Here is a 23967-nt window from a genome sequence, read left to right on the forward strand (position 1 = left end):
AGCCATGACCGACCCGTTCTCCGCTCGTCTCAAGGGCAGCACGGCGACGATCCACGACGAGGTCGAGCACACGGACTTCATGGTCGAGCTCATGGAGGGCCGGCTCGATGCGGCTGCGTACGCGACACTGCTCAGGCAGTACGAGGTCATCTACGCAGCCCTCGAGGCACGGGCCCGTGACTTCGCCGCCTCTCCCGTGTTCGCCCCGTTCCACGACCCCCGGCTAGAGCGCTCCGCGCGGATCAGCGCCGACCTCGCCGCCCTCGATCGCGTCGACGGCATCGACGTCTCCGGGATCGCGGTGACGACGAGTGCGCAGGCCTATGCCGATCATCTCGCCGCCCTCGGCACCCCCGAGCAGATGATCGCGCACCATTACACCCGCTACCTCGGCGATCTCTCCGGCGGGCAGGCGATAGGCACCCTCATGGGCAGGCATTACGGGCTTCCCGAGGAGGCGCTGACGATGTGGGACTTCACCGCGCTCGGCAAGGGGAAGCCGTACAAGGACGCCTATCGCGGTCGTCTCGACGAGGTCGCGGCGACCGGCGGCGACGAGGAGGCCGTCATCGCCGAGACGCTGCGGGCTTTCGACCTCAACGGGGCGCTGCTCTCCGAGCTCAGTGACCGGTCCGCCCCGGTCGCGTAAGACCCGCGTCAGGCCGCGGGCTCATTCGCTCGAGGCGACGTCGCTAGCGCAGGCTGCGGCGCATGAGGATCGCGTCGGCGCCCGGATAGTAGTCGGGGCGCCTTCCCCATTCCTCGAAGCCGAGCGACCGATAGAGGCCGAGCGCCGCGTCATTGCCGTCGGCGACCTCGAGGTGGACGATCTCGGCACCCTGGCGGGCAGCCCAGTCGAGCCCGGCGGTGAGGAGACTGCGGCCGACCCCGTGTCCGCGGGCCGCCTCGGTGGTCGCGATCGTCATGACATCGGCTTCCGCACCGATCGCCGACATGACCACCCAGCCCGCGAGCACCCCAGAAGACGCATGATCGGGAGGCCCACCGGTCACCGCCTCGTCCTCCCCGACCTCCGGGAGACGCGCGGCGAACATCGCCGTGCCCGGTTGGGCCCGCACCGCCCAGTAGTACTGGACGGTCCAGGCGGTGGGGCCGAAGATGCGCGCATCGGCCTCGGCCACCTCGGCGAGGTCCCACCACGGGAGGTCGGCGATCTGCACGGGCGCGGCTACTTGAGCGTGCTCTGGCGCACGGGCGTCGCCGCGGCATCGGGTTCGCGGAGGTACTCGGGGACCGGTTCGCCGAGCTCTCGCCCCGCCGCGAGCTCACGGGCGGCGGCGAAGGCGAGGAACTCGGCCCTGGGGTCGACGATGTCGGGTCGGGTCGAGGCGCCGAGGAGGTCGGAGTAGAGGGCGAAGCCGCGCCCGAGACGCTCGCCGATCGCCGCGTCATCAACGCCGTGGGCGGTCAGCTCCACGGCGAGGTCGGCGGGTTTCGCGACGAGCGGGCCGGCGACGAGATCGGCGGCGGGCGAGTACACGCTCGCGTAGACCTCCTTGCGGCGCGCGTCCCCGGCGATGAGGACGAGTCCCGAGTCACCGCCGGCGGTGCCCGGAGCATCAGGAGGCGTGTTCAGGCGGCGGAACTCCTCGGCGATCGCCGCCTGCGAATGGAGGCCGTGGACGGGGATCTCGCGCGCGAGACCGACCGCGATGCCCGCGGCGATGCCGACCCGCAGACCGGTGAACGGCCCCGGGCCGGTGCCGGTGACGACGAGGTCGGGCGCCGCGGGGTGGGCGAGCACGCGCTCGAGCGCCGGTCCGATGAACTCGACGTGTCGGCGCTGGTCATCGGCCTGTTCCGCCGCGAGCACCTCCCCCGATTCGGTGTCGATGAGCGCCACCGAGGCGGCCTGAGAGGTGTCGATGCCGAGAATGATCATGCGTGGTCCTCCTTACGACCCATCGTCCCCGGGACCATCGGCGACGTCGAATCCGGCGGTGCGGATCGCCGTGGCGAGACCGCCGAGGCGGCTCTCCCACCCGGGCCCGTGGCCGACGATGTCGACGGTGCGGTTCTCGTCGACGAGGTAGTCGTCATCGGCGGGATCGTCGAGGTCGAAGTCGCCGGTCGCCTCGGCGTCGCTTGAGTCAGTGCTGCCCGCCCCGGCGTCCAACGAATCAGGGTCGCCCGCCTCGGCGGTGCCGGGATGGGTGATCGTGAGATCGAGGTAGTCGGCGCTCAGCTGCTCGGCCAGTCCCTCGCCCCACTCGACGACGGTCACCGACTCCTCGAGCTCCGAGTCGAGGTCGAGGTCGGAGAGCTCCTCGGCGGCACCGAGGCGGTAGGCATCGACGTGGACGAGCGCAGGCCCGCCGTGGGTCGACGGGTGCTCCCGCGCGATGACGAACGTCGGCGAGGTGATCCGCCCCGCGACCCCGAGGCCGGCGCCGAGGGACTGCGTGAACGTCGTCTTCCCCGCCCCGAGATCGCCGGTGAGGATGAGCAGGTCACCGGCGCGCAGCTGCTCGGCGACCGCCTCGGCGAGGGTGCGCATCCGCTCCAGGGAGGTGACGCGGATCCTCATGGCGCCCCCTCACGCCCGCCGGTGACGATGTCGACTCCGCTGCCGTCGACGTCGACTCCGCTGCCGTCGACGTCGACATCGGCACGGGTGACGTCGACGCCGAGGCGGTCGACGCGGGCGCTGATGCGCGTGACGATCTCGTAGTTGATCGTGTCCGCCCACGCCCCCCACTCGTCGGCGCTCGGGCCGTCGGGACCGAAGATGACGACCTCATCGCCGACAGCCACCTCGGCGTCGCCGACGTCGACGATGAACTGATCCATGGCGATGCGCCCGATGACGGGGAAGCGCCGCCCGCGGATCGTCACCGCTGCGCGGTTCGACGCCGACCGCGGCAGCCCATCGCCGTACCCTCCGGGCACGAGGGCGAATCGCGTGTCGGTCTCCGCGGTGTACGTCAGCCCGTAGGAGGCCCCGTGACCTGCGGGGATGTCCTTGAGGTTGACGACCTCCGAGACGAGGCGCATGACCGGGGTGAGGCCGAGATCCCGCGCCGACCGGTCCTCGAGCGGGGAGAGCCCGTAGAGGGCGAGCCCGACCCGGGCCGCGGTGCCGGGCACGGGCCGCAGGGTGAGTGCGGCCGGGGAGTTCGCGATGTGGATGTCGAGTTCGTCGACTTCGCCGAGGCGACCGCCGGCGGCCTCGAGGACGGCGACGAGGTCGTCGCGCACGGTGTCGAAGACCTGCTGCTGCTGCGCGGTTTCGGGGCGGTCGGGTTCGTCGGCGACGGCGAAGTGGCTCATGACCCCGGCGACGACGAGGCGGGGACGGTCCGCGGCGGCACAAGCCCTGAGCTTCGCGAGCACGGCGGCGACATCGTCGGGCGTCAGACCGTTGCGCCCGAGCCCGCTGTCGATCTTGAGGTGGATCCGCGCGGTCGTGCCCGTCCGCTCGGTCGCCTCGAGGATCCGGTCGAGGGCCCCGAGTGTGGACACACCGAGGGCGATGTCGGCGTGCAGGGGTCCGTCGAGGTCGGATTCGGGACCGTAGAGCCAGGCCATGATGTCCGCGTCGGGACCGAGGAGACCGCGCAGATGCAGCGCCTCGTCGAGGGTGGCGACGCAGAACTCGCGGTGTCCGGCGGCGTGGAGGGCCGTCGCGACGATGTCGACGCCGTGCCCGTAGGCGTTGGCCTTGACGACGCATTTGAGTCTGGCCGGCGCGATTCCCGCAGCGAGGACGGCGGCATTGGCGCGCAGGGCGGCCGCATCGATCTCAGCTCTGACGACAGAGCCCTGGGATTCGCGAGAAGTCACTGGACAAGGATACCGTCCCCGTGGACGAGGGCGGTCGTCACCGTGCCGGTCGCGGTGACGAGCTGTTCGGCGTTGATCGACAGCTCCCCGGCCGCATTGTGGAGCAGCACGCCGAGGCCGGCCGTGTGCGCGGCGGCGCGCGCAGGCAGCGGTCCGTCCTCGCCACGGGTCCGCCGCCGTGCCTGGGCCGCGGCGAGCAGGGTGCCGATGATGCCGGTGAGGACGTCGCCGGACCCGGCCGTCGCGAGGCTCGCCGGCCCCGGCGACGGGAGCACCGCGAAGCCGTCGGGACAGGCGATGACCGTCTGCGCGCCCTTGAGGAGGACGACGTGCCCGGTCACCGCGGCGGCCTTCCGCGCCCAGTGGAGGGGGTCCGCCGCGACCCGGCGGGAGGTGATGATCTCGCCGAGGAGGCGGCTGAGCAGGCGGGAGAGCTCACCCGCGTGCGGGGTGAGAACGACCGGTCGGTTCGCATCGGGCTCGTCGTGTCCGACGAGGTCGAGGGCTCCGGCGTCGAGGACGAGCGGCACCGTAGTCTCGGCGATCGCGCCGAGTGCGGCCTCGACGAACCCCTGCTCGGGATCCCCTGATCCGACGACGAGGGCGTCGATGCGACCGGCGGCGAGGACCACCTCGGCGTGCCGGTCGAGGATCCGGTCCCCGACCTCCCCGTCGCCGAGGTAGCGGACCATCCCGGCCGCGGTGTTCACCGCCGCACCCGAGGTGAGCACGCCCGCGCCCGGGTACATCGCGGACCCCGCGACGACGCCGAGGACCCCGCGGGAGTACTTGTGATCGGCGGCGACGGGGCGGGGGAACTCGGCGATGAGGTCGCCGATGTCGAGGACCTCGGCGACCGCCTCGGCGGGGTCGAGATCGAGCCCGATGTCGACGACGTCGACGGCCCCGGTGAAGGCGGCGGCCCGGGGGTCGACGAGGCCGGCCTTGAGTCCGCCGAACGTCAGCGTGGCATCGGCGTGGATGCGGGCGTCGGGTGCGGAGTCGGCAGAGGTGTCGAGGTCGGAGGGGACGTCGACGGCGATGACAGCGCCGGTCGGGTCGCCGGCCCGCCAGTTGCGGATGAGCGCGGTGACGGGGCCCGGCAGCCCGCGGCGGCCGCCCGTGCCGAGGATGCCGTCGAGGACGAGGTCGGCGCGATCGAGTGCGGTGAGCGCTTCGGCATGGGCGGGCTCACCGGCGGCGAGGACAGCGGCTCCCGCGCGCTGTGCGGCGGTCAGTCCCTCGGCATGGGTGCGGTCTAAGAGGGTGATGACATCGACGAGGGCACCGCGGCGGGCCAGTGCGGCGGCGGCGAAGAGCGCGTCGCCGGCGTTGTTGCCGGGTCCGGCGAGCACGCACACCCGCGCTCCGGCGATCTGTCCGCGCGCGGAGCGCAGGGTCTGCGCGGCATACCGTGCGAGGGCACCGGCGGCCCGAGCCATGAGCGGGACGCCTGCCTCGAGGAGAGGCGCCTCGGCGTCCCTGATCACCTGACTCGGATACGCGAACGTGCTCATCGAATGCTCCTTCTGACTGCAGACGGCAAAGTCACCGACAACGCACGCCCGACGACACGAGTCTAAGCCCGTGCAACGCTGAATTTGAGAAGGTGATCACCCTCGGAATCGGATTCAGACTGGGACAGCTCAGGGATAATTGCGGAATGCCCCGATCTCTCACTCCCCACTCCTTTCCTTGGTCTTTCGTCCTGCTCGTCACCACTATCCCCCTCCTCCTGTGGATTGCCGCCAGCATGGGCGTGCTCAGCCTCTTCGACGAGAACAACCCGGACGAGACCGGTGCTGCTGCTGTCCTCGTTGTGATTCTCGGAGCGGTCGCTGTCGTCGCGCTCTCAGGGTTCATTGCCGGGTTGCTCTGTCGTCCTGAGTTCGCCGATGGTGACCTTGACGATGATGAGCCGCATTCCACTTCGCCCTACGCCCATAGCGATCTCGTCCCCGCTGCGCGCAAGAAGGTATGGAGGCAGCTCACCGACAAATATGACGGGGACGATGACTTCGCGTTATGGATCATTGACCAAGCAGACCCTGAGGACAGCCCGGAGACGTTGATCCGCCTCGCCGCACAGCGCTGGGGCGAGTGGTTTAACGCTGAGAGCGAGCACGAAGTCGCGCGACATGAAGCCTCACATGTCGCAGTCGGAATGGCCTTGGGTCGCTGTCCCCGAATGGCCGCGATCTGGGATGAAGATGGTGAGTTCGAAGGCGAAACCTCGTTCTACCCGGCCTTTCCTCCCATCGACCCAGTCGATGAACTCTGGCAGGACCTTCGCATAGCGGTATCCGGAATCGCAGCACAGAGACACTCAGCGTTGTCCGCCCACGGCGACGGTGGCGATTTCGAGCAAGCGGAGAAGATCGCTCTCAAACTCGTGGCACGGGGACGAACCCCGCAGGGCTTCACGGCCGAGGGCACTGTGGAGAACTATCTTCGAGTGGCCAGCGACCAGGCAACGGAAATCCTCGCTGCCCACGCAGACGAGGTGAATGCACTGACACTGGAGATCGCGGACCGCTCAGTGATCGGCGGTCAGGAATTGCGAACAATCTTTGCGACGCGTCAAACGCCCGCCCGCTCTGCGGAAAATCCTCGCAGATCCTGACGGGCGTGTCTGGCAGATTCCCGGAAACCAGATTCGGTCGACACGGATCAACTCACTCCCCCGCCAGCTGCTTGAGCTTCCGCCCGGCGAGGTGGGCGAGGAAGAGCGCCTGGTCAGCCAGGCCCTCGTCGCTGTGCCGGGCCCGCGGTGAGTGGTTGGCTTCGCGCTCGGCGACGGGCAGGGTGGGCAGGGCGACGCCGAAGTGCCCGTAGGCGCCGGGCACCTCGGCGAGCACACGGGAGAAGTCCTCGGACCCCGGCAGCGGGTTCGCCCTGGTGACGGTGCGGTCGGCGCCGAAGAGGTCGGCGAAGGTCGCGAGGAAGAAGTCCGCCTCGGCGTCGTCGTTGATCGTCGGCGGGAGGATCCGCTCGTAGTCGACCTCGGCTTCGAGCCCGTGCGCGGCGACGAGCGTGGTGACGAGATGGGGCAGCTCCGCCTCGGCGCGGGTCGTCACCTCGTCGGAGAACGTGCGCACGCTGACGACGAGGGTGGCGAAGTCGGGGATGACGTTGGGGGCGGTGCCGCCGTTGAACTGGCCGACGGTGACGACGATGGGGTCGAAGATGTCGAAGCGGCGGGTGACGTACTCCTGGAGCTGGCCGACGAGCATCGCCCCGACCTCGATGGGGTCGCGACCGCTGGCCGGGCGGGACGCGTGCGTGCCCAGCCCGCGGACGGTGATCGTCATCTTCGCGAACGCGGCCATGTACGACCCTCGCCGGGAGGAGCCGACGCCGAGGTCCTGATCAGCGGAGACGTGGATGCCGTAGGCGGCTTTGACCCGCGGTCCGGCCGCGTCGAGGACGCCTTCGTCGAGCATCCACCCGGCACCGTCGTAGCCCTCCTCGCCGGGCTGGAACATGATGACGACGTCGCCGGGCAGCTCGGCGCGCTTGTCGTGGAGGAGGCGCAGCGCCCCGACGAGTCCGGCGGTGTGGAGGTCATGGCCGCACGCGTGCATGTTCCCGTTCGTCGCGGCGAAGTCGAAGCCGGTCGCCTCGGTGATGGGGAGGGCATCCATGTCACCGCGGAGGAGGACCGCGGGCACGACGCCGGTCGAGTCCGCGGTGCGCTTGCCGCCGCGGAGGACGGCGACGAGGGAGGACAGCGCGTGGCCCGCGGTGAGCTCGACGTCGAGATCGGCGATGGCGTCCCTGACGAGGGCCTGCGTCGCGGGCAGGTCGAGGCCGACCTCCGGATTCGCGTGGAGGGCCCGGCGCAGGGCGACGAGGTCCCCGGCGATGGCCGCGGCGTCAGCGGGGGTGGGGAGGCCTGCCGCAGTGGTGCCGGGGTGCGCCGCCGAGGTGGTGTCCGGGAGGGGCTCCGCGGTGGCGGTCGCGGGGGTGTCGGAGGGAGCCGCCGAGGTGGTGGACGCGGCGGATTCAGCGGAGGAGGGGTCGGCGGAGTCGGCCTCGGTGGCGGACGCAGGGGATTCGGGGTCGCGGGGGTCGGCGGCGGAGGTCATGGGATGAGTCTATTCCTGCCCACGGCGAGCTCCGAGACGATTTTCCGGACGCAGAGTGTCGATGTGCGAGTCCGAAATCGACACTTTGCGACCTCGATTCGGTCGCACCGGCCGGCGTCTACCCGAAGTGGTTCGCGTCCCACTCGACGCCGGGGCTGAGTGAGGGCCCCTCACCCTCGGCGATGACGAAGGTCATCGTCACGTTCGCGTCGTGGGTGATCGACAGGTGGAGGTTCGTGCCGCCGATGAGGCGGAAGTGCTCGAGAACGAGCCCGCGCAGACGGAACGAGGGGGCACCGGATCGGGCGGGGACCACCTCGGCGGACTGCCATGGCAGCCAGCCGGGGAACCCGATCGCCTTCTTCAGCGCCTCCTTCGCGGAGAACCGCGCCGCCAGGGACGCGTCCGTGCGGCGCTTCCCGTTGCGCTTGAGCTGTTCGGCAGGGGTGAGGAGGCGGTCGAGGAGTTCCGGCACGCGTTCGATGTGCTCGGCGAAGCGCGGCACATCGGCGATGTCGGTGCCGATTCCCAGAATGGCCATGGCCTCCCCTGTTCTCCAGAGTGACAGTTCTCCGGTCCGACGTTCTCCAGTGCGACTCGGATGCGTGCCATGCGACTGGTCAGCGTGCGCCCGGTCAGTGTGAGACTCGAGCCCGGGCCGCATCATGCGCGGCCCGGGCTCGAGGGTGCGTCATTCGACGGTGACGGACTTCGCGAGGTTGCGGGGCTGGTCGACGTCGAGTCCCTTCGCCGTCGCGAGCTCCATCGCGAAGATCTGCAGCGGCACGGTGGTCAGCAGCGGCGCCATGAGCGTCGTCGTCTCCGGGACGTAGATGACCTCGGATGCGAACTCGCGCACCTCCTCGTCACCCTCCTCGGCGATGACCACGGTGTTCGCACCGCGGGCGCGGACCTCCTGGATGTTCGAGATCACCTTCGCGTGGAGCGAGTCGCGGCCGCGCTTCGACGGCACGACGATGATGACGAGCTGGCCGTCGTCGATGAGCGCGATCGGGCCGTGCTTGAGCTCACCGGCGGCGAAGCCCTCGGCGTGGATGTAGGCGAGCTCCTTGAGCTTGAGCGCACCCTCCATCGCGACCGGGTAGCCGACGTGGCGGCCGAGGAAGAGCACCGAGCCGACATCCTCGTTGCGCCGCGCGAGCTCGAGGACCTGGTCCTTGCCCTCGTCGAGGATCCGCTGGATCTTCTCCGGGATCGTCTGCAGCTCCTTGAGGATGAGCGAGATCTCGTCGCGGAACTTGTTCCCGCGCAGCTGCGCGAGGTAGAGGCCGAGCAGGTAGCAGGCGACGACCTGCGAGAGGAACGCCTTCGTCGAGGCCACGGCGATCTCCGGACCGGCGTGCGTGTAGAGCACGGCGTCGGATTCGCGCGGGATCGTCGAGCCGAAGGTGTTGCAGATCGCGATGACCTTGGCACCCTGCTGGCGGGCGTGGCGGACGGCCATGATCGTGTCCATCGTCTCGCCCGACTGGGAGATCGCGACGATGAGCGTCTTCTCGTTGACGACGGGGTCCCGGTAACGGAACTCGTGGGCGAGTTCGACCTCGACGGGGATCCGGCACCAGTGCTCGATCGCGTACTTCGCGACCTGACCGGCGTAGGCGGCGGTGCCGCACGCGACGACGACGATCTTGTCGATCGTCTTGAGCACGGCCTCGTCGATGTTCATCTCGTCGAGCGAGAGCTTGCCGTCGGTGTCGAAGCGCCCGAGCAGGGTGTCGCCGACGGCCTGCGGCTGATCGTGGATCTCCTTGTCCATGAAGGAGGAGAATCCGCCCTTCTCCGCCGAGGCGGTGTCCCAGTCGACCTCGAACTGCTCACCGGGCACGACCTTGCCGGCGAGGTCGGTGATGACGACCGAGTCGGGCGTGATCGTCACGACCTCGTCCTGGCCGATCTCCACGGCTGTGCGCGTGTAGTCGATGAATGCGGCGACGTCGGAGCCGAGGAAGTTCTCCCCTTCGCCGAGGCCGATGACCAGCGGCGAGTTGCGGCGCGCGGCGACGACGGTGCCGGGCAGGTCGGCGTGGACGGCGAGCAGGGTGAACGCGCCCTCGAGCTGCTGCGCGGTCTCGCGCATCGCGGCGGTGAGGTCACCGGTGGCGCGGTAGTTCTTCGCGAGCTGCGCGGCGGCCACCTCGGTGTCGGTCTCCGAGGTGAACTCGAAGCCCTCGGCGACGAGCGGAGCCTTGAGCTGCGCGAAGTTCTCGATGATGCCGTTGTGGATGAGCGCGAGGCGCCCTCCGTCGGCGACATGGGGGTGGGCATTGACGTCGGTCGGTCCGCCGTGGGTCGCCCACCGGGTGTGGCCGATGCCCGTCTGCGCGAGCGGCAGCTCGTTCGCTTCGAGGTCATCGGTCAGGTTGGAGAGCTTGCCTGCCTTCTTCGCCGTGGCGAGTTCGCCATCGGGGGTGACGAGGGCGACTCCAGCGGAGTCATATCCTCGGTATTCGAGCCGTTTGAGACCGGCGAGCACAACGTCGAGCGCAGTATGGTCGACATCGGCGACCGGCGCACTGGAGACATAACCTACGATTCCACACATGAGCAGAATTTTACTGGGCCGCGTCAAGCCCACCGCTCACCGGGTCCCCCGCTCTCCCGCCGAGGTGACCGGCCCCACTGCGCGGCCGTGACCGGCCCCACTGCGCGGGCGTGACCAGGGGCACGACGCGGGCGTGAACGGAGGCACTGCGCCGAGGCGACCGACCCACCGCACGGCCGTGACGACCGCTGCCCCACCTCGGCGAGGACGCTGCCGGTGACCGGGTGCGCACGGCACCTCACATGACGCATGACACAATTGTCCCCATGCCTCATGTCGACCCCCAGCTGGACCGTGCGCGCCGCCTCGCCGGACTCAACACCGCGAAGAAGATCGAGGACCAGCCGAGCTCGCCGTTCTGGGAGTTCGACCGGGAGGTGTGGGGGAAGCTCGCGCAGTCGACGCCGCTGCCGCTGACCCAGCGCGACATCGAGCGGCTGCGAGGCCTCGGCGATCGCATCGACCTCGACGAGGTGGCTCAGGTCTACCTGCCGCTCTCCCGCCTGCTCAACCTCTACGTCTCCGCCCGGCAGGGCAAGCACCAGATGACGCGGGAGTTCTTCTCCCCCCTCCACGAGCTCGGGCTCGAACCGCAGGACGCCAAGCGCACCCCGTTCGTCATCGGCGTCGCCGGGTCGGTCGCGGTCGGCAAGTCGACGACGGCGCGCGTGCTCCGCGAGCTCCTCGCCCGGTGGCCCGACACCCCGCGCGTCGAGCTCATCACCACCGACGGCTTCCTCTACCCCAATGCCGAACTCGAACGCCGTCACCTGGGCGGACGCAAGGGCTTCCCCGAGTCGTACGATCGTCGCAGGCTCCTCCGGTTCCTCTCGGCCGTGAAGTCCGGTGCCCCCGAGGTCCGCGCGCCCGTGTACTCCCACCACACGTACGACATCGTTCCCGGCGCCGAGGTGGTCGTCCGCTCCCCCGATGTCCTCATCGTCGAGGGCCTCAACGTCCTCCAGCCGGCCCGACCCCGCCCCGACGGCACCGTGGGCCTGTCGACGAGCGACTACTTCGACTTCACCGTCTACGTCGATGCCCGTTCCCGCGACATCCGCGAGTGGTACGTCTCCCGCTTCCTCAAGCTCAAGCACGGCGCGTTCCAGGACCCCGACTCCTACTTCCACCGGTACTCGAAGCTCAGCGACGACGAGGCGGTGACGCTGGCGACGGAGATCTGGGACTCGATCAACTTCCCCAACCTGCGGGAGAACGTCCTGCCCAGCCGCGGCCGCGCCGACCTCGTCCTCCACAAGTCCGCCGACCACACGATCCGCAAGGTGCAGCTGCGCAAGCTCTGACCGCCTCGGTGCGGCATCTCCTGCGGATCTCGGAAATAGAATCGCCGCGCAAATAGTTGCACAGGGTGCACAGTTCGAGATCTCCGAGGAGGCGATGCGCCTTCGCCCGGGCCGCTGCGCGATCACGAGCACGCGACGCCGAGGGGCGAGAAGAGGAAATGAGGCCACGATGAGCATGCAGTCAGCCCACCGACTGATGTACACCTCGGTGAAGAACAAGCGCACCCCGGACACGAAGATCCAGCCGGGCACCTACCGGCGGATCGTCGGCTTCGCCAAACGGCACAAGAAGAAGCTCGCCGTCTTCCTCACCCTCTCCGTCGGATCGGCGATCATCGGCGTGCTCAACCCCGTCCTCGCCGGTGACGTCGTCAATGCGATCACCGGGGGCGGCCCCGTCGCCACGGTCGTGTGGATCGCCGTGGCCATCGGTGCCCTGGCGATCGCCGATGCCGCGATCAGCATCTCCAACCGCTACCTGTCCTCGCAGATCGGCGAGGGCCTCATCTTCGACCTGCGCACGGCCGTCTACGAGCACGTGCAGTCGATGCCGATCGCGTTCTTCAACCGCACCCGCACCGGCGCACTCGTCTCCCGCCTCAACACCGATGTCATCGGTGCGCAACGGGCGTTCTCGAACACCCTGTCGGGGATCGTGTCGAACATCGTCTCGCTCATCCTCACCGTCGGCGTGATGGTGACGATCTCCTGGCAGGTCACCGCCCTGTCGATCCTCCTGCTCCCGCTCTTCATCATTCCCACCAGGCTGCTCAGCGGGAAGCTCGCGTCCCTGCAGTTCCAGGCCGCGGAGAACAGCGCGGACATGTCGACGCGGATGACCGAGCGGTTCTCCGCCGGGGGTGCCACGCTCATCAAGCTCTTCGGAAATCCGGCCACGGAGAACCGCGAGTTCGCCGATCGTGCCGGTCAGGTCCGCGACATCGGCGTCAAGGTCGCGATGCTCCAGTCGACGTTCGTCTCCTCGCTCACCCTCGTCTCCGCCCTCGCCCTCGCTCTCGTCTACGGCATCGGCGGCGCCCAGGCCGTCCTCGGCAATCTCAACGCCGGTCAGGTCGTCACCCTCGCGCTCCTGCTCACCCGGCTCTACACGCCGCTGACGATGCTCGCGAACGCCCGACTCGACATCATGAGCGCGGTCGTCAGCTTCCAGCGGGTCTTCGAGATCCTCGACCTCGTGCCCTTCATCAAGCAGCCGACCCAGCCCAAGGAGCTGCCGGCGACCGGGCTCGACATCCGATTCGACGATGTCAGCTTCGCGTACCCGAGCGCACAGCAGGTCAGCCTCGCGAGCCTCGAGGACGTCTCCGTCCTCGACTCCCGCGGCGGGCAGGAGGTCCTCCACGACCTCGACTTCACGATCCCGGCCGGGCACACCGTCGCCCTCGTCGGGTCCTCGGGAGCCGGCAAGTCGACGATCGCCTCTCTCCTGCCGCGCCTCTACGACGTGACGAAGGGAGCGATCACGATCGGCGGCGTCGATGTCCGCGAGCTCTCCGCCGAGACGCTGCGCCGCACCGTCGGGGTCGTCACCCAGGACGGTCACGTCTTCCACGAGTCGATCCGCTCGAACCTGCTGCTCGCGAAGCCCGATGCCACCGAGGCGGAACTCGCCGACGCTCTCGACCGGGCGCAGCTGCACACCGTCATCGCGAGCCTGCCCGACGGCCTCGACACGGTCGTCGGCGAGCGCGGCTACCGGCTCTCCGGCGGCGAGCGCCAGCGCCTGACGATCGCGCGGATGCTGCTCGCGGCCCCGGAGATCGTCGTCCTCGACGAGGCCACCTCGGCGCTCGATTCGACCAACGAGGCGGCCGTGCAGCAGGCGCTGACGCAGGCGATGTCGGGGCGCACCGCGCTCGTCATCGCCCACCGGCTCTCGACGATCCGGCAGGCCGACACGATCCTCGTCGTCGAAGACGGTCGCATCGTCGAATCCGGCTCGCACTCCGAGCTGCTCTCCCGCGGCGGCCGCTACGCGGAGCTCTACGCGACGCAGTTCTCCGCCAGCTGAGGCCCGGGAAGGGGCCCGAGCGGTTAGCAGAGCGAGGGGTGCCCGGACGAGTTAAAGAGTGCGGAGTTGCGGAGCGGGGAGCCCGGGCAGGTTGCGCGGCGCGCTGTCGCTCAACATTTCGCGTGAATATCAGTGCTTCCCCGAGCCCGAACTCCCTCGGTCAACAGTTGGCGCGAAAATGTGGCCTTTGGAGACCACATTTTCGCGCCAACTGTCGAATGAGCAGAGCAAAGGCACCACTCAGCCTGCCGTTGAGCGTATAAGCCGCTGCGGGGAGCCCGGGCAGGTTGCGCGGCGCGCTGTCGCTCAACATTTCGCGTGAATATCAGCGCTTCCCCGAGCCCGAACTCCCTCGCTCAGCAGTTGGCGCGAAAATGTGGCCTTTGGAGACCACATTTTCGCGTTAACTGTTGATTGAGCAGAGCACGGGCAGCGGCACTCAGCCTGCGGTTGAGCGTACAGGCCGCGGTGGTGTCCGTCGTTCGATCGCCGCTTTGATTCGGAGAAACTGGGTCGCGGCGAAGAGGTCCTGCCACGTCAGTCGAAATACCTCGTATCCGAGATTGCGGAGGGCGTACTCTCTGCGCCGCTCCTGCTCGAATGCCTTCTTCGGGTCCACACCTTTGAGGTGGTACTTCCCTGCGCCATCGAACTCGGCAACCACCTTGGCCTGCCTGTTCGCGAAGTCGGTGCGTGCGACGAACCGGCCGTTCTCGTCGACGATGACGACCTGCGGTTCGACCCCCGGAACGGAGAACTCCACGAAGCGGACTGCGGTGATCGACTCTCCCACCGATTCGCGACGCCCGTCGACGTTCTCCATCACTGTGTCGATCCGTCGCTGCCGGGTGCGCACGGGATGGTCGGCGACGTAGGTCTGGAGCTGTGCCTCGGTGATGACCGATCGATGCAGAGCGTCGTCGATCGCAGCGACAGCGAGGGCGAGCGGATAGTCCCGCGCGAGATCGAACAGAGTGCGGAGGACTGAGGTGACCGGAATCCCGTCGACACGGACGATGTCTCGCTCGTCGAGCGAGCGGCGCCTCACCTGCATCGACGGCCTGCGCAGACCACACCGTTGATGGACTGACTCGGCGAACACATCACGCTCATGCTCGATGTAGGGGACAGCGAGTCCGTGGATGATGAGCGCACTGCGGTGGGAGAACACCGCGTGCGGCAGAATCTTGCCGACGTACGACCGGACCAGGATGCGCAGATCTTCGTTGCGCTTGAGCTGCCCTTCTGTCTCGCGAGGGAGGTCGGTGGCGTCATCCGCAGCGACGTTCGAGACGAACCGGTGAGCATCCACCGCACATGACTTGGTGACGACGTAGATTCCCCGGCGGACGCGCCGCAGGCAGCACTTCTCGGCTCTGAGAATGTCGTACTCGCTCAGGCCTGCCGTTCTCAGCTCCGCAGCGCTCATGCATATGAACATGCATCAAGAGTGATCAAAAGACAGCACTGTGACAATACCTCTGGATCAATCTGTGGATAACTTGTCACTTGAGTGCACAGGTCGCGCAATTTTCAGGGCTGGTAGTGGGCTTCGGTGCAGGCTGTCGCTCAACACTTCGCGTGAATGTCAGCGCTTCGCCGAACCCGAAGTCCCTCGTTCAACAGTTGGCGCGAAAAAGCGGCCTTTGGGGACCATTTATTCGCGCCAACTGTTGAACGAGCAGAAGAACCCGGGAGGAGGTGTGCGGAGCTGAAGGCACCGGGCGGCGGGGTACGGCGCGGACGGCCCCACGCGGGAAGCCCGGCCGGGCTGCGGCGCCGGCGGCCGGGCTGCGGCGCGTTGGGAGCCCCTCAGTCGCGGAGGCCGAGGTACTGCGGGATCTCGGCGACCGAGGGCAGGGACTGCGCCCCGTCCTGCGCCGCGAAGTCGGCGGCGGTGAGTTTGCCGGTCTCGACCCCGAGGACGACACCGGCGCCGGCGGCGGCTCCGGCCTCGACGTCGACGACGGTGTCACCGGCGACGAGCACCGCGGCCACGTCCTTCGTGCCGGTGCGCTCCATCGCGCGCTGGATCATGTACGGGTAGGGGCGCCCGGCGGCGACCTCATCGGAGCAGACGACCGCGTCGAGGTTGCCGTCCTCCCCCGTCGCCCAGCCGAGTCCCTCGAGCAGAGGCCCGGCGACATCGGTCGAGAACCCCGTCGTCAGCGCCACCTTGACGCCGTTGCAGCGGAGTTCGGCGAGCGCCTCGGGGATGCCGGGCAGCGGCTCGGGCGGGGTCGCTGCATAGAAGTCGCGGAGTAGCGCGCGGAAGCGGTCGAACGAGGCCGCCACCGTCGCCTCGTCGCCGGCGTGCCCGCCGAGGCGGAGCAGGCTGCGGATCGCCTCGACCTTGTCCGCGCCCATCCACGTCTGGAGGTTCTCGTCGGAGACCTCGACGCCGTTCTCCTCGACGCTCTGGCGCAGTGCGCGGTAGACGTCGCCGTGTTCGTTGAGGGTGGTGCCGGCCATGTCGAAGACGGCGAGTTCGATGGTGGTCATGGGTGTGCTCCTTGAGTGAGTGTCAGGTGTCGGGAATGAGGCGGACGACGGAGTTCGCCGCCCCCGCGGTGTTGTTGATCGTGAACGTGACCTGGTCGGGCAGATAGTGGTCGTCGGAGTACTCGACGGGCACGCCCGACCCGGTCGAGGTGATGCGCCGTTCGCGCAGCAGCGGCGAACCGACGGGGACGTCGAGAAGTTCGGCGTCGACGTCGCCTGCGGCGATCGCGTCGAAGGTGTGCCGGGCGGCGACGAGTTCGACGTCGTTGGCTTTGAGGTGGGCGAAGATCGACCCGCTGTCGGTGTCGAAGTCGAAGAGGTGGCGTCCCGCGTCGAGGGTGAACGCCGTGCGCTCGACCATGACGGGCACCTCGTCGAGGAGGCGGAGGCGGATGATCTCGACGACGAGCTCTCCGACCGGGACGCCGAGGTTGAGCGCGACGTCCTGGTTCGCCGCGCGCTTGGCGAGTTCGACCGTGCGCTGGCCCGGGGTCCGGTTCGTCGAATGCGCCCACTCGGAGAACGAGAGGAAGCTCGTCATCGACTGCGTCGGGATCGAGCCGACGACGTGCGCGACCGCCCCCTGTCCGCCGGCGATGATCCCCTCGGCCCGCAGCGCCGACAGCGCCTGGCGCACCGGGCCGCGGGAGACGGAGAACTCACGACACAGCTCGGCTTCGCTCGGGACTGCGGCTCCGATCGGCAGGCGGCCATCGGTGATCCGCGCGCGGAGTTCGTCGCCGATGACCCGGTGCAGCGCGGTGCGCGGCTCCATAGGTGAACGAGAACTTGTCATCATAGGTTCGACCCTAACCCACTCCCCACGTCCCGACCGGCATCTCGTTTGAACGCCGGGTGAACAGATTCTGACTCTGCGGGATCGTATATGAACGGCTCAACAACTTATATATACATGCCCCGAATCGGCTTGTCCCAGACGTTCCCGACACGGCAGTCTCGAGGCATGAACCATTCTCACATCATCGTCGTCGGGGCCGGCATCGTCGGTCTCGCCCACGCTCGGGCCGCTGCCCGGCGGGGGCATTCGGTGACGATCCTCGACGTCGACACCGCCCCGCGCGGTGCCTCGGTGCGCAATTTCGGACATGCCTGCATCACCGGTCAGACCGACGAGTTCGCCGAGCTCGCCTCCGCCGGCCGCGACCAGTGGATCGCCGCGGCCGCCGAGTCCGGCTTCTGGGCCGCGGAGACCGGGGCGTACGTCGTCGCCACCTCCCACGCGCAGATGGCCGTGCTCGAACAGGCACGACTGTCCAAGGCGCCCGGCGCCATCGACCTCCTCACCCCCGAACGGCTCGCCACCGCCGTCACCGGTGACCCGCACGCTCGCCTGCGCGGCGCCGTCGGCGGCGCCCACCTCACGGCCGACCTCCGGGTCGACCCGCGCACCGCGGCACCGCGGATCGCGCAGACCCTGGCGGCCGCCTCGGCGATCGAGCTCCGCACCGGAGTCCGGGTCGGTCGGGTGGGCGACGGCGTCGTCGAGACCAACCGGGGCACGTTCACCGCCGACCACGTCATCGTCTGCACGGGGCACCAGCTGCCCGCGCTCTTCCCCGAGCTCGCCGCCGAGGCGGGCCTCGTCGAATGCGCGCTGTCGATGGCCCTGGCCGCGACCCCGGAGCACATCCGCACCGATGCCGCGATCCTCTCCCGCACCTCGCTGCTGCGCTACGACGCGTTCGCCACGATGCCCGCCGCCGAGGCGGTCCGCGACGAGGTCGCCCGCAGCGCTCCCGAACTCCTCGCGGTCGGCGCGAACGTCATGTTCGGACCCCGGCCCGACGGGACGATCATCATCGGCGACTCCCACGTCTACGGGGAGAACGTCGACCCGTTCCTGCCCGAATCGACGACGGAGGTCCTGCTCGCCGAGGCGGCCGCCGTCCTCGATCAGCCCACCGGGTTCTCGATCCGCCAGCGCTGGCAGGGGGTCTACGCCTCGAGCGAGTCCCGCCCGCTCATCGTCGAGTCCGTCGATGAGCGGACCACGGTCGCGACCGTGGCGACCGGGATCGGGATGACCATCGCCTTCGGACTCGCCGAGCGCACCCTCGCCGGCATCCGCCGCGCCGACCGCCCCGCCGCCTGAGGAGGCAGGGCACGGCAGAGACTGCCGCGCCCTGCCCGCCCGTGCCCACAGACCTGACCTGACCGAACTCCGTCCTGACCAGACCCTGTCCGTCCACACCACAGTCCTGTCCACAACTCCGTCCTGCCCGCAATCGACCCCGTCACCACGCACCGATCACCAGACACCAACCACCACACACCAGAAGGATCGCCATGAAACGCTCTCATATCGCCCTTGCCACCGCCGCTCTCGTCCTCGCCCCCGTCGTCCTCGCCGGCTGCACTCCGGCCGCGGAGGCCGAATCGGCCACGTGCCCCGACGGCAAGATCACGTTCGGCATCGAGCCGTTCGAGGATCCGCAGAAGCTCGAACCCGCCTACCAGGCTGTCGGCGCCTCCCTCGGTGAGGCCCTCGACTGCGAGGTCGAGGTCCAGGTCCTCGAGGACTACTCCGCCGAGGTGCTCGCCATGGAGAACGGCAAGCTCGACATCGGCCAGTTCGGCCCGCTCGGCTACGTCTTCGCCTCCGAGCGCGCCGGCGCCGAACCGCTCGTGTCCTTCGGCACCGCCGACGGTGAGCTCAGCTCCTACACCGGCGGCATCTGGGTCGCCAAGGACTCCGACATCGAGACGCTCGAAGACCTGCGCGGCAAGGACCTCGCGCTCGGCAGCGTGGGCTCGACCTCGGGTGACGCCCTCCCCCGCTTCGCGCTCGCCGAGGCGAACATCGCCGAATCCGACATCAACCTCAACTACGCCGGCGGCCACCCCGAGTCGCTGCTCGCCCTGACCAACGGCGCCGTCGACGCCGCGCAGATCAACTCGCAGACGATGGGCACCGCGATCAAGGAGGGCACCTTCAACGAAGAGGACTTCCGTCAGATCTGGCAGTCCGATCCCATCCCGAACGACCCGATGACCGTCCGCGCCGACGCCGACCCCGAGTTCAAGGCCGCCGTCAAGGACGCCCTGCTCAACATGCCCGCCGATGACCTCGAAGAGGTTGCCGGCTACCTCGGTGTCACCCCGGCCGGCCAGCTCATCGAGGTCGACAAGTCGACCTACCAGCCGCTGTTCGACCTCGCGGAGACGATGAACCTCACCGAAGAGGACGTGTGAGCATGGCGACGAAGACCGTGAAGCCCGCGTCCGCCGAGGAGGCGGCCGGGTCAGCGGGAAGCGACGACTCGGCGCCTCCCCTGCTCCGGGTGGACGGCCTCGCGGTGTCCTTCGGGTCGAAGCGGGTGCTCGACGATGTCAGCTTCAGCGTCGCCCCCGGTGAGCTGCTCGCGTTCCTCGGCGCCAACGGCTCGGGCAAGTCGACGACGCTGCGTGCCGTCGCCGGTCTCACTCCCTACCAGAGCGGGGACATCGAGGTCGGCGGCAGCCACGGCCGCCCGGCCATGGTGTTCCAGAAGATCCACCTCGTCGCCCGCCGCTCGGTGCTCGACAACGTGTGCGCGGGAGCGCTGGGCCGGATGTCGAGCCTCGCCTCGCTCCATCCGTGGCTCTTCCCGGCGGCGATCCGCCGGGAGGCCATGGTCGCCCTCGACCGCGTCGGTCTCGCCGACCGGGCGACCGACCGGGCCGGCACGCTCTCGGGCGGTCAGCAGCAGCGTGTGGCAGTCGCCCGGGCATTGTGCCAGGGCGCCGAGGTGCTGCTGGCCGACGAACCCGTCGCCGCCCTCGACCCGCAGGCCGCGCGCACGGTGATGTCCCTGCTGCGCGATCTCGCGCACAACGAGGGCCTCGCCGTCGCCGCCGTCCTCCATCAGCCGGATCTCGCCCGGGAGTTCGCCGATACGATCATCGGCCTGCAGTCCGGGGAGATCGTGCTGCGGGGCACCTCCGAGGAGGTCTCCGCCGAGGCGATCACCTCCCTGTACACGACCGCCCCGATCGCGGAGGACGAGTAGATGAAGACGATTCCCGACACCCGCGGCACCACCCTGCGGACCGTGCCGCTGAGGAACACGACCTCAGCGCTCCAGCCGCCTATCCGCCGCTTCGGCGGGTGGCAGCTGGCGACGGCGATCGTCGTCATCGTCCTCCTCCACGTCGTCGCGATCCGGGAGACGGACTTCTCGTTCGTCACCCTCCTCGACGGTCGCCAAGGGATGATCAACTTCCTCTCCGAGGCATTCCCGCCGAACCTCAGCTGGGAGGACACGCTGTGGCCCGGCATCGAGGCCACGGGCATCACCCTGTGGATCGGCCTGCTCGGCACGACCCTGTCGATCCCCACCTCGGCGCTGCTCGCAGTGCTCGGATCGCGCACGACGTCACCGAACCGGTTCGTCTACCAGATCGCGCGCTCGATCATGTCGTTCCTCCGCGCGGTGCCCGACATCGTCTTCGCGCTCGTCTTCGTCACCGCGGTCGGCCTCGGGCCCTTCCTCGGCGTGCTCGCGCTCATCTTCCACAACACGGGAGTCATGGGCAAGCTGTGGTCGGAGGCGATCGAGGAGATCGATCCGGGACCGTCGGAGGCGCTGAAGACCGCCGGGGCCTCCCGCGGACAGATCGTCGCGAACGCGACGTTCCCGCAGGTCGTCCCCCAGCTCTTCGGGCTGCTCCTCTACCGGTTCGACGTCAATGTCCGGTCCTCGCTCGTCCTCGGCCTCGTCGGGGCCGGCGGCATCGGACTGCTCATCAACCAGGCGATCAAGTCGTTCCAGTTCGACTCGATGCTCACCTACATCCTCATCGTGCTCGTTCTCATCATCGCCGTCGACCTCTTCTCCGCCGGCGTGCGCAAGAAGCTCGCCCTGTGAGGAGATGATCCCGCCGAGGCGGTCGCTGAGGCAGATCGCCCGCCGAGGCGGTGCGACCGACCAGCGTGAATGACCGAGGGGCCCTGCAGCAGAGATCTGCTGCAGGGCCCCTCGTCGTCGTGTGCGCTCAGAGCGCGAGGTGCTCCTTGACGACAGCGGCGAGGCGCTCGGCCTGCACCTGCGAGACCTCTTCGGTCTCGGCTTCGACCATGACGCGGATGAGCGGTTCGGTGCCCGAGGCGCGCAGCAGCACCCGGCCGGTGCCGTTGAGTTCCGTCTCCACGGCGGCCACCTCGGCGGCGACCTCCGGAATGTCGACACGGTGCTTGTCGACGCCCTTGACGTTGACGAGCGCCTGCGGCAGCTGCGGGATCTCGGCGGCGAGATCGGCCAGGGTCCGCTTCGCGTCGGCCATCCGCTTCATCAGGTGCAGGGCCGTCTGCACGCCGTCACCGGTCGTGCCGTGATCGAGCATGAGGACGTGACCGGACTGCTCTCCGCCGAGCGCGAAGTCATCGGCGAGCATCCGCTCGAGGACGTAGCGGTCGCCGACGGCCGTCTGCACGGTGCTGATGCCGTGCTTGTCCATCGCCAGGCGCAGGCCGAGGTTCGACATCACCGTGGTGACGAGCGTGTTCCCGCGCAGCTCCCCGAGCTCCTTGAGTCCGATCGCGAGGATGCCCATGAGCTGGTCGCCGTTGACGACGCGGCCGAGGGAGTCGACGGCGAGGCAGCGGTCGGCGTCACCGTCGAAGGCGACGCCGAGGTCGGACTGGGTCTCGACGACGAGGCGCTGGAGGGATTCGAGGTGGGTCGACCCGACACCGTCGTTGATGTTGAGGCCGTCGGGTTCGGCGGCGGAGACGATGACCTCGGCCCCAGCCTGACGCAGTGCGGCGGGACCGACGATCGATGCGGCGCCGTGAGCGCAGTCGGCGACGACCTTGAGGCCCGAGAGGGGGCGCACGCCGTCGGGCGCGATCGAGCGGACGAGCTTCTCGGTGTATTCGTCGGCGGCGGCCGGGTACCGGGAGATGCGGCCGACGTCGGAGCCGATGGGGCGCTCCCACTCCTGGTCGAGGATGTCGAGGATCGCGTCCTCGACGGCGTCGTCGAGCTTCGTGCCGCCGGCGGCGAAGAACTTGATGCCGTTGTCGGGCATGGGGTTGTGGGAGGCGGAGATGACGACGCCGAAGGCCGCTCCGGTGTCCTTGACGACGCTGGCGATGCCCGGAGTGGGCAGCATGCCCGCGTCGAGGACGTCCACACCTGCCGAGGCGATGCCCGCACTCGTGGCCGCGGAGAGGAACTCTCCCGAGACGCGGGTGTCGCGTCCGATGACGGCGAAGGGGCGGCGGTCGCCGTCCCAGGAGCGGGTGAGCACGCGGGAGGCGGCGACGGAGAGCTGGAGCGCGAGCTTCGCGGTGATGTCGCGATTGGCGAGTCCGCGCACTCCGTCGGTACCGAAGAGTCTGGCCATGGGCAAGTCCTTTCCTCAAGGTTCGTTTCGATGTTAGTCGATGGTCATCTGCGCGTTGAGGAGCGCGCGGTGACCATTCGGCGGTGAATGCACGAAGTGCGGCCCCGAACGGGTTCGGGGCCGCACGTGCGCCGCCGACTGCGCATCAGTGGCAGACCATGCGCAGACGGTGCGAGCGGATCAGCGCTTCGAGAACTGCGGAGCCTTGCGGGCCTTCTTGAGACCGGCCTTCTTGCGTTCCTTGACGCGAGCGTCGCGGCGCAGGAAGCCTGCCTTCTTCAGTTCGGGGCGGTTCGACTCAGCGTCGATCTGGTTGAGCGAACGAGCGATGCCCAGACGGACGGCACCGGCCTGTCCGGAGGGCCCGCCGCCCGAGATGCGCACGACGACGTCGAAGCGGCCTTCGAGGTCGAGCAGGCGGAAGGGCTCGTTGACGAGCTGCTGGTGCAGCTTGTTCGGGAAGTACTCCTCGAGAGTGCGTCCGTTGATCGTCCACTCGCCGGAGCCCGGGATGAGGCGGACGCGGGCGATCGCCTGCTTGCGGCGGCCCACTCCGTTGCCGGGGGCGGTGAGGGACTGTCCGCGTCCACCGGCGGTCTGGTCGCCCAGGCCGGCGTCTGCGGGGGTCTCGGAGGTGTATTCGGTCAGTTCTTCGACTTCGGTCGCGTTGGCGGTGTCAGCCACGGTTCTCCTCGGTATCTCTGTGACTCAAGCGCGCTTACTGCGCGACCTGGTTGAGTTCGTACGGCTGCGGGTTCTGCGAGGCGTGCGGGTGCTCGGCGCCCGCGTAGACCTTGAGTTTCCGCATCTGGGCGCGTCCGAGGCGAGTCTTCGGAACCATGCCGGCGACAGCCTTCTCGACTGCGCGCTCGGGGTTCGACGCGAGCAGCTCGGCGTAGTTGACGCTCTTGAGGCCGCCCGGGTAGCCCGAGTGGTGGTAAGCGCGCTTCTGCTCGAGCTTCGCGCCGGTCAGCGCGACCTTGTCGGCGTTGATGATGATGACGAAGTCACCGGAATCGATGTGCGGGGCGAACGTGGTCTTGTGCTTGCCGCGCAGCAGGCGTGCAACCTGGGTGGCAAGACGACCGAGCACAACGTCAGTGGCGTCGATGACGTGCCACTGGCGCTCGACATCGCCGGGCTTGGGGGTGTACGTACGCAAAAGTAGCCTTCTTTTCGTATCTCATGGGGCCAGTGCCTGGGCGGACTCATCGGGTCGTGAGGCTGATGCGTCCGAACACTGTCTGTCTTCAATCGGGTCCGTTCGTCGAGTGCTTCCCCACCTACGGGCCTGCAACGCAAGAGGCTATGCAAGGGAGCACG

The 23967-nt window shown here is 68.8% G+C and carries 22 protein-coding genes; 8 read left to right on the forward strand and 14 right to left on the reverse strand.

Annotated elements, in window-relative coordinates:
- Positions 1–4: 4 nt before the first annotated feature.
- Positions 5–649: a heme oxygenase (biliverdin-producing) gene (locus ACFQ91_RS00180; protein ID WP_376870798.1), complete on the forward strand. Its 645-nt coding sequence runs from the start codon at positions 5–7 to the stop codon at positions 647–649.
- A 43-nt stretch (positions 650–692) separates the two neighbouring features.
- On the opposite strand, the gene ACFQ91_RS00185 is transcribed toward ACFQ91_RS00180, so the two are convergent.
- Genes ACFQ91_RS00185 through ACFQ91_RS00205 form a run of 5 tightly spaced genes read right to left on the reverse strand, consistent with a single transcriptional unit; the run spans position 693 to position 5321 of the window.
- On the reverse strand, positions 693–1181 hold the full coding sequence (locus ACFQ91_RS00185) for a GNAT family N-acetyltransferase (protein ID WP_376870795.1): 489 nt from the start codon (positions 1179–1181) through the stop codon (positions 693–695).
- A gap of 8 nt (positions 1182–1189) precedes the next feature.
- Complete coding sequence (tsaB, locus tag ACFQ91_RS00190; protein WP_376870792.1) at positions 1190–1903, reverse strand: tRNA (adenosine(37)-N6)-threonylcarbamoyltransferase complex dimerization subunit type 1 TsaB; 714 nt, start codon at positions 1901–1903, stop codon at positions 1190–1192.
- 12 nt (positions 1904–1915) lie between these two features.
- Positions 1916–2548 carry a tRNA (adenosine(37)-N6)-threonylcarbamoyltransferase complex ATPase subunit type 1 TsaE gene (tsaE, locus tag ACFQ91_RS00195; protein ID WP_376870789.1) on the reverse strand — a complete coding sequence of 211 codons (633 nt, stop codon included), beginning with the start codon at positions 2546–2548 and terminating at the stop codon, positions 1916–1918.
- Complete coding sequence (gene alr, locus ACFQ91_RS00200) at positions 2545–3804, reverse strand: alanine racemase (protein ID WP_376870786.1); 1260 nt, start codon at positions 3802–3804, stop codon at positions 2545–2547. The genes tsaE and alr overlap by 4 nt, the downstream gene beginning before the upstream one ends.
- On the reverse strand, positions 3801–5321 hold the full coding sequence (locus tag ACFQ91_RS00205) for a bifunctional ADP-dependent NAD(P)H-hydrate dehydratase/NAD(P)H-hydrate epimerase (protein WP_376870783.1): 1521 nt from the start codon (positions 5319–5321) through the stop codon (positions 3801–3803). Before ACFQ91_RS00205 ends, alr begins: the two co-directional genes overlap by 4 nt.
- Before the next feature lie 146 nt (positions 5322–5467).
- Here ACFQ91_RS00205 and ACFQ91_RS00210 point away from each other — a divergent pair, with 146 nt between their 5' ends.
- On the forward strand, positions 5468–6427 hold the full coding sequence (locus ACFQ91_RS00210) for a hypothetical protein (RefSeq protein WP_376903998.1): 960 nt from the start codon (positions 5468–5470) through the stop codon (positions 6425–6427).
- Positions 6428–6479: 52 nt separating this feature from the next.
- Here ACFQ91_RS00210 and ACFQ91_RS00215 read toward each other — a convergent pair whose 3' ends face one another.
- From ACFQ91_RS00215 to glmS, 3 genes are all read right to left on the reverse strand, one after another.
- Positions 6480–7892 carry an amidohydrolase gene (locus ACFQ91_RS00215; RefSeq protein ID WP_376870777.1) on the reverse strand — a complete coding sequence of 471 codons (1413 nt, stop codon included), beginning with the start codon at positions 7890–7892 and terminating at the stop codon, positions 6480–6482.
- 118 nt (positions 7893–8010) lie between these two features.
- Positions 8011–8433: a holo-ACP synthase gene (locus ACFQ91_RS00220; protein ID WP_137827059.1), complete on the reverse strand. Its 423-nt coding sequence runs from the start codon at positions 8431–8433 to the stop codon at positions 8011–8013.
- Positions 8434–8583: 150 nt separating this feature from the next.
- The gene (glmS, locus tag ACFQ91_RS00225) at positions 8584–10458 is read right to left on the reverse strand and encodes a glutamine--fructose-6-phosphate transaminase (isomerizing) (RefSeq protein WP_198499395.1); all 1875 of its coding nucleotides are present in this window, start codon (positions 10456–10458) and stop codon (positions 8584–8586) included.
- 266 nt (positions 10459–10724) lie between these two features.
- On the opposite strand from glmS, the gene coaA reads away from it, so the two are divergent.
- Both coaA and ACFQ91_RS00235 read left to right on the forward strand, forming a co-directional pair.
- Positions 10725–11762 carry a type I pantothenate kinase gene (coaA, locus tag ACFQ91_RS00230; protein WP_137827057.1) on the forward strand — a complete coding sequence of 346 codons (1038 nt, stop codon included), beginning with the start codon at positions 10725–10727 and terminating at the stop codon, positions 11760–11762.
- Positions 11763–11931: 169 nt separating this feature from the next.
- Positions 11932–13794 carry an ABC transporter ATP-binding protein gene (locus ACFQ91_RS00235; RefSeq protein WP_198499397.1) on the forward strand — a complete coding sequence of 621 codons (1863 nt, stop codon included), beginning with the start codon at positions 11932–11934 and terminating at the stop codon, positions 13792–13794.
- A 439-nt stretch (positions 13795–14233) separates the two neighbouring features.
- Here ACFQ91_RS00235 and ACFQ91_RS00240 read toward each other — a convergent pair whose 3' ends face one another.
- The 3 genes from ACFQ91_RS00240 to ACFQ91_RS00250 all read right to left on the reverse strand — a co-directional run bounded on the left by ACFQ91_RS00240 (position 14234) and on the right by ACFQ91_RS00250 (position 17071).
- Positions 14234–15223, reverse strand: coding sequence for a hypothetical protein (locus ACFQ91_RS00240; RefSeq protein WP_198499398.1), 990 nt, complete (start codon positions 15221–15223; stop codon positions 14234–14236).
- Between the two features lie 383 nt (positions 15224–15606).
- Positions 15607–16296, reverse strand: coding sequence for a phosphonatase-like hydrolase (locus ACFQ91_RS00245; RefSeq protein WP_198499399.1), 690 nt, complete (start codon positions 16294–16296; stop codon positions 15607–15609).
- A gap of 22 nt (positions 16297–16318) precedes the next feature.
- On the reverse strand, positions 16319–17071 hold the full coding sequence (locus ACFQ91_RS00250; RefSeq protein ID WP_249121027.1) for a GntR family transcriptional regulator: 753 nt from the start codon (positions 17069–17071) through the stop codon (positions 16319–16321).
- A gap of 189 nt (positions 17072–17260) precedes the next feature.
- Between ACFQ91_RS00250 and ACFQ91_RS00255 the strand changes: the two genes are divergently transcribed.
- The 4 genes from ACFQ91_RS00255 to phnE all read left to right on the forward strand — a co-directional run bounded on the left by ACFQ91_RS00255 (position 17261) and on the right by phnE (position 21164).
- Positions 17261–18409, forward strand: a complete 1149-nt coding sequence (locus tag ACFQ91_RS00255; RefSeq protein WP_211978883.1) for a TIGR03364 family FAD-dependent oxidoreductase — start codon at positions 17261–17263, stop codon at positions 18407–18409.
- 194 nt (positions 18410–18603) lie between these two features.
- Positions 18604–19509, forward strand: coding sequence for a phosphate/phosphite/phosphonate ABC transporter substrate-binding protein (locus ACFQ91_RS00260; protein ID WP_198499402.1), 906 nt, complete (start codon positions 18604–18606; stop codon positions 19507–19509).
- A 2-nt stretch (positions 19510–19511) separates the two neighbouring features.
- Complete coding sequence (locus ACFQ91_RS00265) at positions 19512–20306, forward strand: phosphonate ABC transporter ATP-binding protein (RefSeq protein ID WP_211978882.1); 795 nt, start codon at positions 19512–19514, stop codon at positions 20304–20306.
- Positions 20307–21164, forward strand: coding sequence for a phosphonate ABC transporter, permease protein PhnE (phnE, locus tag ACFQ91_RS00270; RefSeq protein WP_376870769.1), 858 nt, complete (start codon positions 20307–20309; stop codon positions 21162–21164).
- Positions 21165–21291: 127 nt separating this feature from the next.
- Here the strand turns inward: phnE and glmM are convergent, their stop codons facing one another.
- From glmM to rplM, 3 genes are all read right to left on the reverse strand, one after another.
- Positions 21292–22644, reverse strand: coding sequence for a phosphoglucosamine mutase (gene glmM, locus ACFQ91_RS00275; protein ID WP_198499405.1), 1353 nt, complete (start codon positions 22642–22644; stop codon positions 21292–21294).
- A gap of 180 nt (positions 22645–22824) precedes the next feature.
- Positions 22825–23328 carry a 30S ribosomal protein S9 gene (gene rpsI / locus ACFQ91_RS00280; RefSeq protein WP_009376128.1) on the reverse strand — a complete coding sequence of 168 codons (504 nt, stop codon included), beginning with the start codon at positions 23326–23328 and terminating at the stop codon, positions 22825–22827.
- Positions 23329–23362: 34 nt separating this feature from the next.
- On the reverse strand, positions 23363–23806 hold the full coding sequence (rplM, locus tag ACFQ91_RS00285; protein ID WP_137825630.1) for a 50S ribosomal protein L13: 444 nt from the start codon (positions 23804–23806) through the stop codon (positions 23363–23365).
- Positions 23807–23967: the final 161 nt, after the last annotated feature.

Source organism: Brevibacterium sp. NPDC056726 (genome assembly GCF_042790515.1).
GTDB lineage: Bacteria > Actinomycetota > Actinomycetes > Actinomycetales > Brevibacteriaceae > Brevibacterium > Brevibacterium sanguinis.

Bases quoted from the DNA above. Each gene is read 5' to 3' on its own strand.
- ACFQ91_RS00180 (WP_376870798.1), top strand. From the start codon at position 5: ATGACCGACCCGTTCTCCGCTCGTCTCAAGGGCAGCACGGCGACGATC.
- tsaB (WP_376870792.1), bottom strand. From the start codon at position 1,903: ATGATCATTCTCGGCATCGACACCTCTCAGGCCGCCTCGGTGGCGCTC.
- tsaE (WP_376870789.1), bottom strand. From the start codon at position 2,548: ATGAGGATCCGCGTCACCTCCCTGGAGCGGATGCGCACCCTCGCCGAG.
- ACFQ91_RS00205 (WP_376870783.1), bottom strand. From the start codon at position 5,321: ATGAGCACGTTCGCGTATCCGAGTCAGGTGATCAGGGACGCCGAGGCG.
- ACFQ91_RS00210 (WP_376903998.1), top strand. From the start codon at position 5,468: ATGCCCCGATCTCTCACTCCCCACTCCTTTCCTTGGTCTTTCGTCCTG.
- ACFQ91_RS00215 (WP_376870777.1), bottom strand. From the start codon at position 7,892: ATGACCTCCGCCGCCGACCCCCGCGACCCCGAATCCCCTGCGTCCGCC.
- ACFQ91_RS00220 (WP_137827059.1), bottom strand. From the start codon at position 8,433: ATGGCCATTCTGGGAATCGGCACCGACATCGCCGATGTGCCGCGCTTC.
- glmS (WP_198499395.1), bottom strand. From the start codon at position 10,458: ATGTGTGGAATCGTAGGTTATGTCTCCAGTGCGCCGGTCGCCGATGTC.
- coaA (WP_137827057.1), top strand. From the start codon at position 10,725: ATGCCTCATGTCGACCCCCAGCTGGACCGTGCGCGCCGCCTCGCCGGA.
- ACFQ91_RS00235 (WP_198499397.1), top strand. From the start codon at position 11,932: ATGAGCATGCAGTCAGCCCACCGACTGATGTACACCTCGGTGAAGAAC.
- ACFQ91_RS00240 (WP_198499398.1), bottom strand. From the start codon at position 15,223: ATGAGCGCTGCGGAGCTGAGAACGGCAGGCCTGAGCGAGTACGACATT.
- ACFQ91_RS00245 (WP_198499399.1), bottom strand. From the start codon at position 16,296: ATGACCACCATCGAACTCGCCGTCTTCGACATGGCCGGCACCACCCTC.
- ACFQ91_RS00250 (WP_249121027.1), bottom strand. From the start codon at position 17,071: ATGGAGCCGCGCACCGCGCTGCACCGGGTCATCGGCGACGAACTCCGC.
- ACFQ91_RS00255 (WP_211978883.1), top strand. From the start codon at position 17,261: ATGAACCATTCTCACATCATCGTCGTCGGGGCCGGCATCGTCGGTCTC.
- ACFQ91_RS00260 (WP_198499402.1), top strand. From the start codon at position 18,604: ATGAAACGCTCTCATATCGCCCTTGCCACCGCCGCTCTCGTCCTCGCC.
- ACFQ91_RS00265 (WP_211978882.1), top strand. From the start codon at position 19,512: ATGGCGACGAAGACCGTGAAGCCCGCGTCCGCCGAGGAGGCGGCCGGG.
- phnE (WP_376870769.1), top strand. From the start codon at position 20,307: ATGAAGACGATTCCCGACACCCGCGGCACCACCCTGCGGACCGTGCCG.
- glmM (WP_198499405.1), bottom strand. From the start codon at position 22,644: ATGGCCAGACTCTTCGGTACCGACGGAGTGCGCGGACTCGCCAATCGC.